This is a genomic window from Geminocystis sp. GBBB08 (assembly GCF_016743215.1).
Lineage (GTDB): Bacteria > Cyanobacteriota > Cyanobacteriia > Cyanobacteriales > Cyanobacteriaceae > Geminocystis.
In genome coordinates, this window is record NZ_VRZC01000092.1 from 1 (window position 1) to 14,714 (window position 14,714).

Annotated in this window: 14 protein-coding genes and 1 other RNA gene; 8 read left to right on the plus strand and 7 right to left on the minus strand. The window is 33.5% G+C overall.

The window, feature by feature from the left end; genetic code table 11:
• Window positions 1–210: 210 nt before the first annotated feature.
• Entirely contained in the window at window positions 211–666 is a 456-nt protein-coding gene (locus tag FWJ34_RS12270; protein WP_308255610.1) for an NUDIX hydrolase, read from the minus strand.
• The gene (locus FWJ34_RS12275; protein ID WP_308255611.1) at window positions 667–1,875 is read right to left on the minus strand and encodes an RNA polymerase sigma factor, RpoD/SigA family; all 1,209 of its coding nucleotides are present in this window, start codon (window positions 1,873–1,875) and stop codon (window positions 667–669) included.
• Between the two features lie 210 nt (window positions 1,876–2,085).
• Here FWJ34_RS12275 and rnpB point away from each other — a divergent pair.
• Window positions 2,086–2,462, plus strand: an RNA gene (gene rnpB, locus FWJ34_RS12280) — RNase P RNA component class A.
• A gap of 13 nt (window positions 2,463–2,475) precedes the next feature.
• On the opposite strand, the gene FWJ34_RS12285 is transcribed toward rnpB, so the two are convergent.
• Window positions 2,476–3,171 carry a DUF3318 domain-containing protein gene (locus FWJ34_RS12285; RefSeq protein ID WP_308255612.1) on the minus strand — a complete coding sequence of 232 codons (696 nt, stop codon included), beginning with the start codon at window positions 3,169–3,171 and terminating at the stop codon, window positions 2,476–2,478.
• Window positions 3,172–3,258: 87 nt separating this feature from the next.
• Here FWJ34_RS12285 and FWJ34_RS12290 point away from each other — a divergent pair, with 87 nt between their 5' ends.
• The 3 genes from FWJ34_RS12290 to FWJ34_RS12300 all read left to right on the plus strand — a co-directional run bounded on the left by FWJ34_RS12290 (window position 3,259) and on the right by FWJ34_RS12300 (window position 6,971).
• Complete coding sequence (locus FWJ34_RS12290; RefSeq protein ID WP_308255613.1) at window positions 3,259–3,669, plus strand: hypothetical protein; 411 nt, start codon at window positions 3,259–3,261, stop codon at window positions 3,667–3,669.
• Complete coding sequence (locus FWJ34_RS12295; RefSeq protein ID WP_308255614.1) at window positions 3,666–4,865, plus strand: anion transporter; 1,200 nt, start codon at window positions 3,666–3,668, stop codon at window positions 4,863–4,865. Before FWJ34_RS12290 ends, FWJ34_RS12295 begins: the two co-directional genes overlap by 4 nt.
• A gap of 402 nt (window positions 4,866–5,267) precedes the next feature.
• Window positions 5,268–6,971, plus strand: a complete 1,704-nt coding sequence (locus FWJ34_RS12300; RefSeq protein WP_308255615.1) for an NFACT family protein — start codon at window positions 5,268–5,270, stop codon at window positions 6,969–6,971.
• Between the two features lie 71 nt (window positions 6,972–7,042).
• Here the strand turns inward: FWJ34_RS12300 and FWJ34_RS12305 are convergent, their stop codons facing one another.
• Entirely contained in the window at window positions 7,043–8,038 is a 996-nt protein-coding gene (locus FWJ34_RS12305) for a ribose-phosphate pyrophosphokinase (protein ID WP_396231900.1), read from the minus strand.
• Window positions 8,039–8,293: 255 nt separating this feature from the next.
• Between FWJ34_RS12305 and bioD the strand changes: the two genes are divergently transcribed.
• The gene (gene bioD / locus FWJ34_RS12310; RefSeq protein WP_308255617.1) at window positions 8,294–8,947 is read left to right on the plus strand and encodes a dethiobiotin synthase; all 654 of its coding nucleotides are present in this window, start codon (window positions 8,294–8,296) and stop codon (window positions 8,945–8,947) included.
• A gap of 25 nt (window positions 8,948–8,972) precedes the next feature.
• Entirely contained in the window at window positions 8,973–9,782 is an 810-nt protein-coding gene (larE, locus tag FWJ34_RS12315) for an ATP-dependent sacrificial sulfur transferase LarE (RefSeq protein ID WP_308255618.1), read from the plus strand.
• A gap of 410 nt (window positions 9,783–10,192) precedes the next feature.
• Here the strand turns inward: larE and polA are convergent, their stop codons facing one another.
• Window positions 10,193–13,015 carry a DNA polymerase I gene (gene polA / locus FWJ34_RS12320; protein ID WP_308255619.1) on the minus strand — a complete coding sequence of 941 codons (2,823 nt, stop codon included), beginning with the start codon at window positions 13,013–13,015 and terminating at the stop codon, window positions 10,193–10,195.
• Between the two features lie 181 nt (window positions 13,016–13,196).
• Here polA and FWJ34_RS12325 point away from each other — a divergent pair, with 181 nt between their 5' ends.
• Entirely contained in the window at window positions 13,197–13,406 is a 210-nt protein-coding gene (locus FWJ34_RS12325) for a hypothetical protein (RefSeq protein WP_308255620.1), read from the plus strand.
• 34 nt (window positions 13,407–13,440) lie between these two features.
• Window positions 13,441–14,181 (plus strand): hypothetical protein, encoded by a 741-nt coding sequence (locus FWJ34_RS12330; protein WP_308255621.1) that lies wholly within the window; start codon window positions 13,441–13,443, stop codon window positions 14,179–14,181.
• Between the two features lie 112 nt (window positions 14,182–14,293).
• Here FWJ34_RS12330 and FWJ34_RS12335 read toward each other — a convergent pair whose 3' ends face one another.
• Window positions 14,294–14,530: a hypothetical protein gene (locus tag FWJ34_RS12335; protein ID WP_308255622.1), complete on the minus strand. Its 237-nt coding sequence runs from the start codon at window positions 14,528–14,530 to the stop codon at window positions 14,294–14,296.
• The coding region (locus tag FWJ34_RS12340) for a BrnT family toxin (RefSeq protein WP_308255623.1) at window positions 14,511–14,714 on the minus strand (204 nt) is incomplete at its 5' end. The genes FWJ34_RS12340 and FWJ34_RS12335, both read right to left, overlap by 20 nt.

The following is a 14,714-nucleotide window of genomic DNA, read 5'->3' on the forward strand; positions in this document are numbered from 1 at the left end:
GCACGAACGTAACGCTCACAACTTCCCCTTAGACTTAGCTAGTGCAGAAGTAGTAACTGCTCCTGTAATCAACGGTTAATCTCTAAGATTGGAAACAACTAAATAAATAATCAAAAGGCACTCTCTATTAAATTAGGGGGTGTTTTTTGGTGTTTGTGTTAGGAGAATCAATATCCTAAATTAGGCAGTTATAAATTATAATCATTAGTCTTAAGTAGTTATCCCATCAGATAGTCGAATAGGTGGGCGTAAATGATAATCACGATAACGTTGATAATCTTGTAAAATTAAATCATGATCAAAACAAAGATTTTTAGGAATTTCCCACATCGGAAAAATAGCTAAATTTTTAGCATCATCATCAGCTTTTGGTTGCCCAATCGCTTGAGCAATAAACACAATCCCAATGGTATGCTTTCTTAAATCCCGTTGCGGATTAGAATACACATAAAACTGCTCAACAAGATTGACATTTAAAGTAACTTCTTCTAAGGCTTCCCTAATAGCTGCTTTTTCCACTGACTCCCCATAATCCACAAAACCTCCGGGTATTGCCCACCCAAACGGCTCATATTTACGCTCAATTAAAATAATCGGACGATGAGGACGATCGATTAATTCAATGATAATATCAACAGTAGGAGCAGGACTAAGATAATTACTCATTTAGCTGATAATTTCTAAATAATCTCGTAACTGTGATTTTTGATGGGGTTGCTGTAATTTTTGTAGTGCTTTAGCTTGAATTTGTCTGACTCTTTCCCTTGATAAATCCATCATCAAAGCTGTATCACTCAGAGAATAAATTTTGCCATTTTCAAAACCAAAACGCAGACGAAGAATTTTTCGCTCCCTTTCGTTTAAACTTTCCATCATTAAACGTAAATCCTGTTGCATTGACACCCTCATTAAATTTTCTTCAGGAGTAGCACACGAAGTTTCAATTAATTCTACTAACTCAGTATTATAATCTTCTCCGACTTTCATTTCTAAGGAAATTGAGCGAGGAATTTGATTTAAAAACTGTCGTAATTGTGGAGGTGTCATTTCCATTTTTGCAGCGATTTCATCCACGGTTGCTATACGCCCTAAAGTTTGTGATAATTGCCTCTGAATTTTTTTGAGTAGATTTAATTTTTCAGTAATATGAATTGGGATTCTAATGGTACGTCCTTGAGTGGCGATCGCCCTAGTCATACCTTGACGAATCCACCAGTAAGAATAAGTACTAAAACGATAACCTTTCGTATAATCAAATTTTTCTACCGCCTTTTCTAAACCTAAAGTGCCTTCTTGAATCAAATCCAATAACTCTAAACCCCGATTTTGATATTTTTTAGCAATAGACACCACTAAACGTAAATTAGCATTAATCATCTTTTGTTTAGCTTTAATGCCGTCGGCGAGAGATTTATCTAACTCTTGCACTGATAAATTAGCCAAAATAGCCCATTTTTGTTTACCTTGCACTAAAATTTGTTGTAATTTAACCGGGGAAAGATTTAATTGTTGTCCTAATTTTTCTAAGATAACAGATTGAGAATGATGCCCTTGTAAAGAATCGTAAACCGCCATCACCCTAATATATTCTTTGATTTTGGGAATAGAATCATTTTCTGTCTTAATTTGATGAAGAGATTGTGCCGTTTGTACTTGCCTTGCGAGGGTAATTTCTTCATCTTTGCTTAATAAAGGAATACGCCCAATATCACGAAGATACAGGCGCATTAAATCACGAGAATTGACATTGGGATTGTTTTGAAGATGTGGAGAAGGAAAATTGAGAGGCGGCGAGTCATGAGGAGGATAAGGAGAGCCAGAAGTTGACAATACCGATAAATTATCCTCTAAAGGTTGAAAATAAAACTTTGACATAATCTCTGTTCCTTTCCTAAATGACTAATATTAATACGAATTAGATTACTCTTAATTCTAGCTTTCCCTCAATATACAATAAAAAAAACAACTTGATTCATTTTTCCCCTAAAAATTTTAAATTAGCTCCTTTAGAGTCATCAAAAAAGCTAAAACCTTCACTACAAACTCTTTATATTCTGAGAATTAAATGATATATTAAAAAAGAAAGAGAGTAAGAGCGGTAGTTGCAAACTAAATTTTTCCTGTGAGGTTTAGTTTGAGGAAAGTCCGGGCTCCCAAAAGATCAAACTTGCTGGGTAACTCCCAGTGCGCGTGAGCGTGAGGATAGTGCCACAGAAAAATACCGCCCTAGAAATTTAGGGTAAGGGTGCAAAGGTGTCGGTAAGAGCGCACCAGCAATATCGAGAGGTATTGGCTCGGTAAACCCCGGTAGGGAGCAAGGTCGGAGGAATTACGGTTGATCTTTTACCAGTTTCGTTTTCGGTGTACCGCTTGAGGTAATTAGTAATAATTATCCTAGATAGATAACTACCCTTTTAACATAGTTGAAAGAACAGAACCCGGCTTATTCCTTACTCTCTTTTTACATCTTCCCTTTTAAATGTTTTTCATTCTAGCACTACTGCGAGATTTCACTGGGGGAGTTTTTAAGGGTTGATTTTCTGAAGGTTGATCTTGTTGTTGTTTAGCTTTTGCAGCACTACGGCGTAAGGCTTGTAAACGTTCTTCATATTTTTTCCGTTGACTACGGTTAGGGGTTTGCTCAATTAGAGTTTTAAAGGCACTACCTAAACTTTGATAAGCATTTTTTAGGGAATAACCGAAACGAGTGGCAATAATATTGGCTTTCTCATCGGCTTCAATAGCTTCTTTGAGATTCTTTTCACCGTTATTTTTCTGCCATAAACGATAACCAGAAATACCGCATAAACCCAAGGCTAATAATAATAATAAACCATCTTGCACCCATAACTCACCTACCGCACCCCCTAAACCAATAGCTAATGCAGCCATTTCCCAACCTTCCCGGGGAATGGAATCATTTTGAATACGAGCTACTTCATGCCAAAACATCAAATTACGTTGATCTATTGCTAAATTTTCCCACTTTACCAAGTCAATTTGAATTTCAATTTCATCTTTACCTAATTCTTCTGTGCGGATTAAAGGAGGATTAACTTCCGTAGAGGCTTCGATCATAACCCAACTTTGTAACTCTGGGGGGAGTAAAGTTTTGAGTCTTCTCAATTCATTCATTTCTGCTCTAGCGGAGGAAGTTGTATAAGAAGTCATATAATTATTCTGAATAGATCTATATTTTTGATAGATTAAATTTTATTCTATCTTAAGTCTCATTTAATTTTAGTTGCTAATTCTAACATGGAACGTGGTTTATTATGGTTGCCCCTGCTAATAGTTTTTATTTGGTTAGCATGGAATGGAAAAAAAGAATATGATAAAGTTGAAGCATATAAACTTTGGGCGGATAAATTTGATAATGCTAAATATGATATTTATGCCGTTTTGGGAAAAAAAGGAGATTTAATTACATGGGGAAAACCAACCCCTAAAGGGATTATTAATGAAAGCACTTTTTCTTTGCAAAAAATCTCTAAAATCAATCTTACAGTCAAAAATAAAATAGTTGATGCTCATAATTTATCTGATAATAAAGAGGCAGATTTACAGTTTTTATTAGTTGATCATAGTGTAATAACTATTCCTTTTACTGATATTAATTTAGCTTTAAAATGGTTGAATTATTTGCATAAATTTATTAACCAAAAATGATACTATGGCAAGTTTTAATCCCATTAGTAATTATTGTTAGCTATATCAGCTTAGGCTTAGGGTATATTCCAGGATTGAGGCTTAATCGTGCCACGATAGCATTGATAACGGCAGCGATATTGATTGCCTTAGGAGTTTTAACTTTAAAAGAAGCATGGATAGCTATTGATGCTAATACCATTATCTTTTTATTGAGTATGATGATTATTAACGGTTATCTCTCTTATAGTGGCTTTTTTAACCTTGCTTTATCATTTTTATGGAAATTTACCCTTACTCCTTTATTTTTAATCGTTTTACTGACTTTTTCTACCGGTTTTCTTTCTGCTTTATTTTTAAATGATACTCTTGTCTTAATTACTACTCCTTTTATCTTACAATTAACCTCAAAACTGAAGTTAAATCCGATACCTTATTTATTGGCGATCGCAGGTGCTACAAATATAGGTTCGTTAGCAACACTTAATGGCAATCCGCAAAATATTTTAATTGGTTCATCTTCAGGTATAAGTTATTTAGAGTTTACCCAAGCGTTAATTTTTCCTAGTATTTTTGGTTTAATTATTCAAATAGGTTTACTATGGTTGTTATATCCAGAAATTCGTTCAACGGAAAGGATTCTCTTGCCAAAATTATCACCTAATCGAATTCATCGTGCTATTTTGGGAAAAACTTTAATGGTAACGTTACTGTTACTTATCGCCTTTGTGTTAGGATTTCCCCTTGCCGAAAGCGCATTTTTAGCCGCCGCCATATTATTAATTACTCGTCGCCTTAAACCACAAAAAATATTAAAGCAGATAGATTGGTCATTGTTAGTAATGTTTTCAGGATTATTTATCCTTAGCCACTGCGTTAAATCCCTCAACTTGTTTAACTTTGTCAGGGATTGGCTTAACTTTCCTTTCAACTTAACTATTATTACTAGCATCCTCTCGAATTTAATTTCTAATGTACCTGCGGTATTATTATTACAAGGGTTAATGAGTGAAGTAACGACAGAAAAATGGTTATTATTAGCTAGTAGTGCCACTTTAGCAGGAAATTTGACATTATTTGGTTCAGTGGCTAATCTGATTATGGTGGAAAGTGTAGCAAAAGAAGGTTATCAATTATCTTTTTGGCAACATTTACGTTTCGGTTTACCCCTAACTATCATCACCACTGGCTTAACTTATCTTTGGATAATGAAATGAATAGTGAAAGTAGAGGCTTAATATATTAAGCACATACTAATAATTAGGTAGGGTAATAGGGTGATAGGATGATAGGGTGATAAGCTGAAATGCATTTAGATTGTAAATTAGACAATAGAGGTGGGAGAGGGGGAAGACGAGGAGAGGGGGGAGATTGATTAATTTATTAATAACAAAATTATATGTAACTTAAATGCGTCTTAGCTTAGGTGTTAAAGAAAGAAAAGTTTTATAAGTAATTATCCCACTTTGAAATTTATTTCAAATCTAATAGCTGACGTTATCTCAAGATAACTAAATTCCTAATTCCTTGTGAAACAGGCATCTTGCCTGTAATTCCTAATTCCTCATCTCCTCATCCCCTCATCTTCCCATCTTCCCATTCCTTATATTTCAAATATTATGCAATCCGTTGACTATACAACTCTTGTCGCTATTTGTTACTCATTAAATAATAACTATATTCCCTCTAGGTTAGAACAAGTATATCAAATTGATCGTTATACTATCAGTCTCTGTCTGCGTAGTTTGAATTATAAAAGATGGTTAACAGTGTCATGGCATCCCCAAGGGGCGAGAATTTGCCTTGGGAATCCGCCACCTCGTGGCAAAGATACTTTTACTTTTAGTGAACAATTACGACATCTTATTAACGGTTATGCTTTAATAGGGGTAAAAATTGTTACTGATTGGGAGAGAGTAGCCGATTTTCAATTTGCTAAACGTCCGAAGGAAGATCCGTTATATCATTTATATGTAGAAATCATGGGCAAATATAGTAATGTTATTCTTACTTCTGCCGACAATCAAATCATTACCGTTGCCAAGCAAATTACCTCTGATAAATCTAGTTTACGCACGGTAGAAACTAGCCAATTTTATCAATTACCTCCTCCTTTAACAGGTGAAACTCCAAAATTAACAGAATCTCTTGAAAAATGGAGGGAAAAGGTTAGTTTAATTCCGGGGCGAATCGATAAACAATTAATCAAAACTTATCGAGGAATTAGCCCTATTATTGTTCAAGATTTGTTACATCGTTCCAATATTTTATTTGATAAATCTAATCAGGAATTAACGATAGAAGAATGGCAAATATTATATAAAAATTGGCAAACTTGGTTAGAAGTTATTGAAAAAAAAACTTTTAATTTTATTCAAACTCAACAAGGTTATTCGGTTTTAGCTGAAAAATATAGTAATCAAGATTTACATAAAATTTTAAATACTTATTACAGTCAACAAATTTATCAAGAAAATTTTAAGCAATTAAAACAACAGATACAACAGAAGATTAAAAATATTTTAAATAAGTTAATAGTAAAAAGAGACAAGTATCAAGATAAATTAAATGATTCTGATAACTGCGAAATGTATAGCAATAAAGCTGATTTATTAATGGCTCATTTACATGAATGGAAACTAGGGATGAAAGAGATAATTTTAAATGATTTTATCACTAATGAACCTATAAAAATTAACCTTGCTCCCGATAAAAATATAATTCAAAATGCCCAAATTTTATATAAACAAAATCAAAAGTTAAAACGAGCCAAATTAGCACTACAACCTTTATTAGAAGAAGTCAAAAACGAAATTAATTATTTACAGCAAATAGCCACGATTTTAAATCAATTAAACTATCAAGAATCAGAAGATTTAATCACCTTACAAGAAATAAAAGCTGAATTAATTAATCAAAAATATATCGAAGATAGTCAATATCGAGGTAATAATATTGTAGAAGAATCTCACCCTCGAAAATATCAAACTCCTTCTGGTTATGAAGTTTTAATTGGGCGTAATAATCGTCAAAATGATATATTAACTTTTCGCACTGCCACTGATTATGATTTATGGTTTCACGCCCAAGAAATTTCAGGCTCTCATGTGTTATTACGATTAAGTGCTGGGGATGTTCCTGATCATCAAGATTTACAATATACTGCTAATTTAACCGCTTATTATAGTCAAGGTAGAGAAAGTGATCAAGTGTCAGTCATTTATACGAAACCTAACCATGTGTATAAGCCTAAGGGGGCAAAACCTGGTATGGTAATTTATACAAGAGAAACCGTTATTTGGGGTAAACCTTCGGCAGTTTAACTGAAAAAAGCGATCGCCTCGCCCTAATTAAGGATAATTCGATCGCCAAAAAGGTATAATCTAAAGAAGAATTAACGGAACATAATGCTTACAGAAGTATCTTCATGAATACGCCAAATAGTTTCTCCGAGAAGATTCGCCACTGATAAAACCTTTAATTGAGGGAAATAATTATCAAGAGGTATGGGAATCGTATTGGTAACAATTACTTCTTCAAACACTTCGTTAGAAAGACGAGATACCGCCGGTCCAGATAATACTGCATGAGTAGCACAGGCATAAATCTTATTTGCTCCTTCTTTTTTCAAGAGTCTTGCACCCTCCAATAAAGTACCCGCAGTATCAATCATGTCATCTACTAATACAGCATTTTTACCCTTAACATCCCCAATAACATTCATTACTTCAGCTACGTTGTGGGCTTGACGACGCTTATCGATAATTGCCAAAGGTGCGTCATTGAGTTTTTTGGCAAAAGCTCTGGCTCTCGCTACACCACCAACATCAGGAGATACAACCACGAGATCTTCTAAATTTTTATGGGTCAAATAATCTAAAATGACAGGAGAACCATAAACGTGATCTAAGGGAATATCAAAATAGCCTTGAATTTGGGCAGAATGCAAATCCATAGCTAAAACTCGATGGGCTCCGGCTTTAGTGATTAAATTGGCAACTAATTTGGCAGAAATTGATTCTCTACCAGCGGTTTTGCGATCGGCTCTAGCATAGGAGTAATAAGGGATCACTGCTGTAATTTGCCGTGCTGATGCTCGACGACAAGCATCAATCATGATCATTAACTCCATCAAATTGTCATTAACAGGATTACAACAAGGTTGGATTAAATAAACATCACAACCTCTAATGGATTCTTGAATTTGGACGTATAGCTCACCGTCAGCAAATCTCTTACGAATCATTGGTCCTAAATCCATACCTAAATAACGGGCTACTTCCGTAGCTAAACCGATATTTGCTGAACCAGAAAACAATCTTAAACGATTATTGTCCGAGACTTGTTGTTGTAACATCGGACTGAGTGTTAAAGTGGCAGAAAGACTCACGGCAAATTCTTTAACCTCTTAATATTGAGTACTAATTTACTAATTGTTCTTGACCCTTCTATTACACAGGATACTTTTTCATTATAATCTACAATATAAATTAACTTTTTGCTTATTTTGTCTTCAATATTTCTTGATTATTTGTAATATATTTACAATATACTGTTAGTATAAGTTGCCGAAATAGAAGATTAACCAATAAAGGAAAAATTTTGGTATTATAGATTACTTTATTTTAATTTTATCATAAGTTTTATGAAAACTCTATTAATTGCCGGAACAGATACTGATGTGGGAAAAACGATTATTACTACGGCTTTAAGAGCATATTATCAAGAATATTATTCTGATTTAAACATTAGTTTAATGAAATTAATGCAAACGGGAAAACAGGGAGATGGAGAATTTTATCAACGGTTTTTTGATGATGTCGTCATTCCCTTACGATTTGATACCCCCGTTGCACCCCCTATAGCCGCAGATTTAGAAGGTAAATCCATTGATTTAGGGGTTATTTGGCAAAATTTACTGAAATTACAAGAATCTCAAGATATAGTGTTAATAGAGGCTTTAGGAGGTTTAGGTAGCCCCATTACCCATGATTTAACTATTGCCGATTTAGCTGGAAGTTGGCGTTTGGACACTATTTTAGTCGTTCCTATGAAGTTAGGGGCGATCGCCCATACCGTGGCAAATGTAGCTTTAGCAAAACATCATAAAGTGAAATTGAAAGGTATTGTTTTTAACTGTGTTAAGCCTTGTAGTGAAGAAAATATAAACCATTGGGCACCAAAAAATTTAGTAGAATCTTTAACTCAAGTGCCAGTTTTAGGCTATTTTCCTTATGTTGAAAAAATTGATAATTTAACCGATTTAGCCAAAATTACGGCTGATTCTTTAAGGATATAAAAAAACAAAAAAAGCTATTAAAACGATGATTCAGCAAAAATTAAATCAATTGCACCGTATTTTTGAGGAAATGGGTACAGCCTTAATCGCTTATTCTGGTGGTATTGATAGCACTTTAGTGGCAAAAGTTGCCTTTGATGTTTTAGGCGATCGCAGTATTGCTATTACCGCAGTATCACCCTCACTATTACCTGAAGAATTAGAGGAAGCGCAACAACAGGCGCAAATTATCGGCATCAAACACGAGTTAATGAAAACAGAGGAGATGAATAACCCTAATTATACGTCAAATCCTATTAATCGTTGTTATTTTTGCAAAAGTGAATTACACGATAAACTTAAACCCCTTGCCATTGAAAGAAGCTATCCTTACGTCATTGACGGGGTTAACGCTGATGATTTACTTGATTATCGCCCCGGTATTCAGGCGGCAAAAGAAAGAGGGGCTCGATCACCTTTAGCGGAAATAGGTATAACTAAAGTAGAAGTGAGGGAAATAACGAAAATGTTGGGTTTACCTTGGTGGGATAAACCTTCACAACCCTGTTTATCATCCCGTTTTCCTTACGGCGAAGAAATTACCTATGAGAAATTATATCGGGTAGGTAGAGCTGAAATTTATTTGCGGAAATTGGGTTATCAAAATCTTCGAGTGAGATCCGATGGCAATACTGCTAAAATTGAATTATTACCTGAACAAATCACTGATTTTGTGATAAAAACCAATTTAAGTGAGGTTGTAAGTCATTTTCAATCATTGGGCTTCACTTATGTTACCCTTGATTTAGAAGGTTATCGTAGCGGTAAATTAAACCAACTTTTTTTAAGTAAATAAAATCATCTTTTTTAGCCCATTTTAGTGCACTTTGCGTATTGCTTTTGAAAGTTATTATATCATGTTCTCTTAATTATAGTTGTTTCAAATAAGAATGAGACATTATCAGATCCTGTAACCTTTATAAAATAAACATTTCAGCTTGACAAACTGTCTCAAACTTAACTGAAATGACTATAATTACTAAGTTAGGAAATATCTAATGACGAGTGAGGGTAAGGAAGAGTGGATTTGGGAAGAGGGGCAACAGATAAACGTTTGAGTCAAGGCAAGGGGTTTAAACCTCTTGTTAGGAATTAATAAAAACGGTAAGTTAAATGCGTCGAGTGCTTAATAAAAATTTCCTTACCATCGTTTGGGTTAGAAAATGAAACCTAATAGAATTTGTAAGTGTATATCGAAACTTGATATTATTTTGCTTCCATCCAATTATTTCCTGTGTGAATATCTACGATTAAAGGAATTTTTAAGGGAATAATATTTTCCATTATTTGTTTAATTTTAGGAGTTAATTCGGGGATTTCTTCTAAAGGTAATTCAAACACTAATTCATCATGAACTTGTAATAATAATTTAGCCTGATAATTAGTTAACATTTGATCTAATTCTATCATCGCTAATTTGATAATATCGGCACTTGAGCCTTGAATTGGTGCATTTGCAGCCGCTCTTAATAGTTGAGCTGTATAATTATTAAGTTTTAAACTAGCTAAATCTATACTATCAATATCTCTGCCTTTCAAGTTATCTAATGTTTTATCGTTAAAGTTAAAATAGCGTCTTCTACCTAAAATTGTGGTGACATAACCATTAACTAAGGCTTCTTTTTTCATCGTTTCTAAATAATTAAAAACTTGAGCATATTTTTCTCTATAAATACTGATAAATTTTTGAGCTTCCGCAATACTTACATTGGTTTCTTTAGCGAATTTTTGTGCCCCCATACCGTAAATAACACCAAAATTAATGGTTTTTCCTAAATTTCTTTCTTCCTTAGTTATATCCTCTTTTTCTAATAATAATTGAGCCGTTACTGTATGAATATCTAAATTGTTTTGATAAGCTGATATTAAAATCGGTTCATTGCTTAAATGTGCTAAAATTCTTAACTCTATTTGGGAATAATCGGCACTTAAAAATTGCCAGTTTTGTTGAGGAATAAAACCCTTTCTTATTTGACGAGAAAATGCTGTGCGAATGGGTATATTTTGCAGGTTAGGATTTGAGGAAGAAAGTCGCCCTGTTGCTGTCACAGTTTGATTATAATTAGTGTGAACTCTGTTAGTTTTGGGATTGATTAAGATAGGTAAAGAATCCACATAAGTTGACTTTAATTTGGCAAGGATTCGATGCTGTAAAATATAGTCAATAATAGGATGATCTCCTTTTAACTTTTCTAATACTATTTGATTAGTAGAATAGCCTATTTTTGTCTTGATTGATTTACGTTTATCTAAGGCTAATTCTTCAAATAATAATTGACTTAATTGTTTTGGTGATGCTAAATTAAATGAGCCGACTTCTTCATAGGTTTTTGTTTCAAGGTTAATTAATTCTTTGTTAATTTCTTGGGATAATTCTTTTAAATATTCTTGATCAATTATTACCCCTACTTGTTCCATTTTTGCTAAAATCGGCTCTAGTTTTAACTCTAATTCAAATACAGATTTTAACGGGGGAATATTATCTAATTCTTTTGTTAAAATTTTAGTTAATTTAAAAGTTGCTAAAACATCTAAACCACAATATTCTGCTACTTCTTCAATACTTAAATTAGCAATACTTTCATTTTTACCTAAGTTTAAACTATCATAATCTTGGGCGATCGTATCTAGGGAATATTGCCTACATAAACTGCTTAATTTGTGGCTAGATTCAGGTTGTAAAACATAACTAGCTAACATGGTATCAAAGATTACCCCTTGAAGATTTATACCATGATTAAGTAAAATTAGGCGATCGAATTTAGCATTTTGTAAAGTTTTGGGATATTGAGAATCTTCTAAAAAAGGTTTTAATTTTGCTTTAATTTCCTCTAAAGTTAACTGTTGCCCTTGAGAATGTTTAATAGGAATATAAGCGACATTATCAGCAGAATCTCCCCAACAACAACCAATCCCAACTAAATTAGATTGTTGCGTATTTAAACCATCGGTTTCTGTATCCCATGCCGTTAATTTTACTTGTTTAATAGTTATAATTAATTCTTCTAACTTACTAATAGTATCGGCAATAAGAGTCTGAGTTTTAGGATTAACTTTTGGGGTAGAAACATCAGAAAATAAAGATAATTGTTCTTCCCTTTTATACTCTGTTATAGTTAACAAATTACCGCCTAATTTTCCTTGAATACTATTAATTTGTTTAACAAAGTTATTCAATTCTAAGTGTTGTAAAAAGGGAATAATTGCCTCATTATCAAAACCTTTTAATCTAAAGTCTTCTAAAGTAAAATTTAAGTCAATATCTGTGATTATTTGAGCTAAATATCGAGAATGTAAAGCATCTTTTTTTCCTTTTATTAATCTCGTTTGAATTGCTCCTTTAATCTTGTCTAAATTAGCATAAATATTATCAAAATTATCATATTCAGCTAATAAGTTACTAGCAATTTTTTCGCCGATTCCTAAAACACCCGGAATACTATCAGATTTATCACCACATAAGGCTTTATAATCGACAATTTGACTCGGTTTTACCTTCATTTTCGTAAACACCGCCGTTTCATCATAAGTCTCATATTTACCTAAACTTCTCTCTAAATATAAAACCCTGACTTGTTTCTCATCATTTACAAGTTGAAATAAATCTCGATCTCCAGTTAAAATCTTTATCTGACAACCTTCCTTCATTCCTTGATTTACTAATGTACCAATAACATCATCAGCTTCAAATCCAGCCGCTGTGACAATTTTAATATTCAAACTGGTGAGCAAATGCTGTAAATTATTAATATCTTGAGTAAAATCGGCGGGGGTTTCTTGTCGATGGGCTTTATAATTAACATCAGCAGTATGGCGAAAAGTGGCTTGTCTTAAATCAAAGGCAACACCGATAAACTGGGGTTGATAATCATTAATAATCTGCAACATAGAATTAAGAAAACCAAAACAAATGCTAGTAGGAATACCCGTGGAAGTGCGTAATGGACCTTTTTTTGCTTTAGCTAAGGCATAATAGGCACGATAAGCTAAAGAATGTCCATCGATAATTAAAAATAAAGAATTAGTCATGAAGATAATTAGAATGACGAATGAGGAATGAGGAATTATTATTTTTTGAGGTTTTGGTTATAGAAACTAGGATTTTTTTATTTTTTTGCAGATCATTTCATTATATATTGAATTAAATCCTATTTCTTCTAAAGAATTTAACTGATACAATAATTCTAACTAATACGAAGATTCATTCAATATGGATCGCTTAGTATCATATCATCGGACTTGGTTGAAAGGAGGAGGAGATATGGAAGGAACAATTGTGAGATCTTACAGAGCAATTCTTTCAAGAGAACCTAGCAGAGATGAAATAAATTATTGGAAACAACGTATTCCTCAAACAGGTGAAATATTTGGTGAACTGATTGAAATACATAAAGAGTGGTTGCGCAGAGGTGGTAGATAACATTAAATAATTAAATCATAAACAATTTTAAAAAATGAAGTCATCAAAAATTTTGACAACGTTTGGTTTAACCGCAACTTTAGTTACTGCTCAAATAGTCGCTTTACCAAATCAAAAAATGAAGAAAGTTCAAGCTCAAACGTCTGGTTGTGGAAGTGGCAAAAGTTGGTATTTGACACGAGTGATGACACCTGTTTCTGCCCAGCAATTTGGGGTGGCTTGTGATGAACATGATGCCTGTTATGACACCTATGGAAAATCAAAGCAAGAATGCGACAAGGCTTTTCATCGTAGAATGCTTGGTATTTGTGCCAGTGACCATAACACTATCCTTGGAAAACCTCTTAGAATAGCTTGTAATGGTAGGGCTGATGCTTTCTATACTGCGGTTTTAGAATACGGACAAGATTCTTACAAACAGGCTCAAGATGAAGCAAGAAAAAAATCACAACCATCTCTAATTGTATATTCATTAGTTTGCTTAACAAACAAAACTAACCTAACCTTAAACTATCAAGGAAAATGGTCAAATGAAACAGAATGGTTCAATATTAAACTTGAGCCATACAGTTCATGGCGACACTGGAGAGAAAATTCTTCAGCAAGTTTTACTGTTAATTTTGATACTGATTTAAGACAAGGTCAAGATAATCGTAAATCTTATACTCTATCCACTAATTCGGCAAATGATACTCAATCTTCTTCAGGTAGAGGTTATTGGTATGACTTTAGTGATTCATCCAAAAATTTCATTGATCTTTATAGTACTCCCTGAATTATAGAAATTTTCTGATCTTTTTTCATCTTTAAATATTCTCAAATATTCCTTATACGTTTTTTCTGCAAGGTAATATTTTCCTTGTACCATCGCTTCTTTTCTGACTTATTTACTTTTGTTGTTGTTGTTTAGCATAGACATCTACAAGATTACGAATCATTGCTTGGTAAGAAGCATTGTGATTTTTAGCTTCACGTTTAAAAAACTCAATACTTTCTTTAGTAAACTCCATTGTTACCCTTACAGTGGTTTTTTTTGGGACTAACTGCTCTGGTGGCGGCAGAAAATCTCTGACGATTGTAACATCACCAATGGGATATGCTGGATCAGGGGTTGTGTTGTTCATAGAATTTTCTCCACTTGCGCCATTGCGCTGCACCAAATATACGAATTATTCCACCACGATAAGTAAAACGTACCGTTAAAACACGGTCTTTTACCTTGCCAATACAAAACCAACGCTCCTCAAGTTCGCTGTGCTTGGCATCATGGACAATCAAACGATGGGGATCTAAAAACGCATATTGAGC

Coding starts and splice junctions, on each gene's coding strand:
- bioD (WP_308255617.1), top strand. CDS start 8,294: ATGAAAACTCTATTAATTGCCGGAACAGATACTGATGTGGGAAAAACG.
- polA (WP_308255619.1), bottom strand. CDS start 13,015: ATGACTAATTCTTTATTTTTAATTATCGATGGACATTCTTTAGCTTAT.
- FWJ34_RS12290 (WP_308255613.1), top strand. CDS start 3,259: ATGGAACGTGGTTTATTATGGTTGCCCCTGCTAATAGTTTTTATTTGG.
- larE (WP_308255618.1), top strand. CDS start 8,973: ATGATTCAGCAAAAATTAAATCAATTGCACCGTATTTTTGAGGAAATG.
- FWJ34_RS12275 (WP_308255611.1), bottom strand. CDS start 1,875: ATGTCAAAGTTTTATTTTCAACCTTTAGAGGATAATTTATCGGTATTG.
- FWJ34_RS12330 (WP_308255621.1), top strand. CDS start 13,441: ATGAAGTCATCAAAAATTTTGACAACGTTTGGTTTAACCGCAACTTTA.
- FWJ34_RS12335 (WP_308255622.1), bottom strand. CDS start 14,530: ATGAACAACACAACCCCTGATCCAGCATATCCCATTGGTGATGTTACA.
- FWJ34_RS12295 (WP_308255614.1), top strand. CDS start 3,666: ATGATACTATGGCAAGTTTTAATCCCATTAGTAATTATTGTTAGCTAT.
- FWJ34_RS12300 (WP_308255615.1), top strand. CDS start 5,268: ATGCAATCCGTTGACTATACAACTCTTGTCGCTATTTGTTACTCATTA.
- FWJ34_RS12270 (WP_308255610.1), bottom strand. CDS start 666: ATGAGTAATTATCTTAGTCCTGCTCCTACTGTTGATATTATCATTGAA.
- FWJ34_RS12285 (WP_308255612.1), bottom strand. CDS start 3,171: ATGACTTCTTATACAACTTCCTCCGCTAGAGCAGAAATGAATGAATTG.
- FWJ34_RS12325 (WP_308255620.1), top strand. CDS start 13,197: ATGGATCGCTTAGTATCATATCATCGGACTTGGTTGAAAGGAGGAGGA.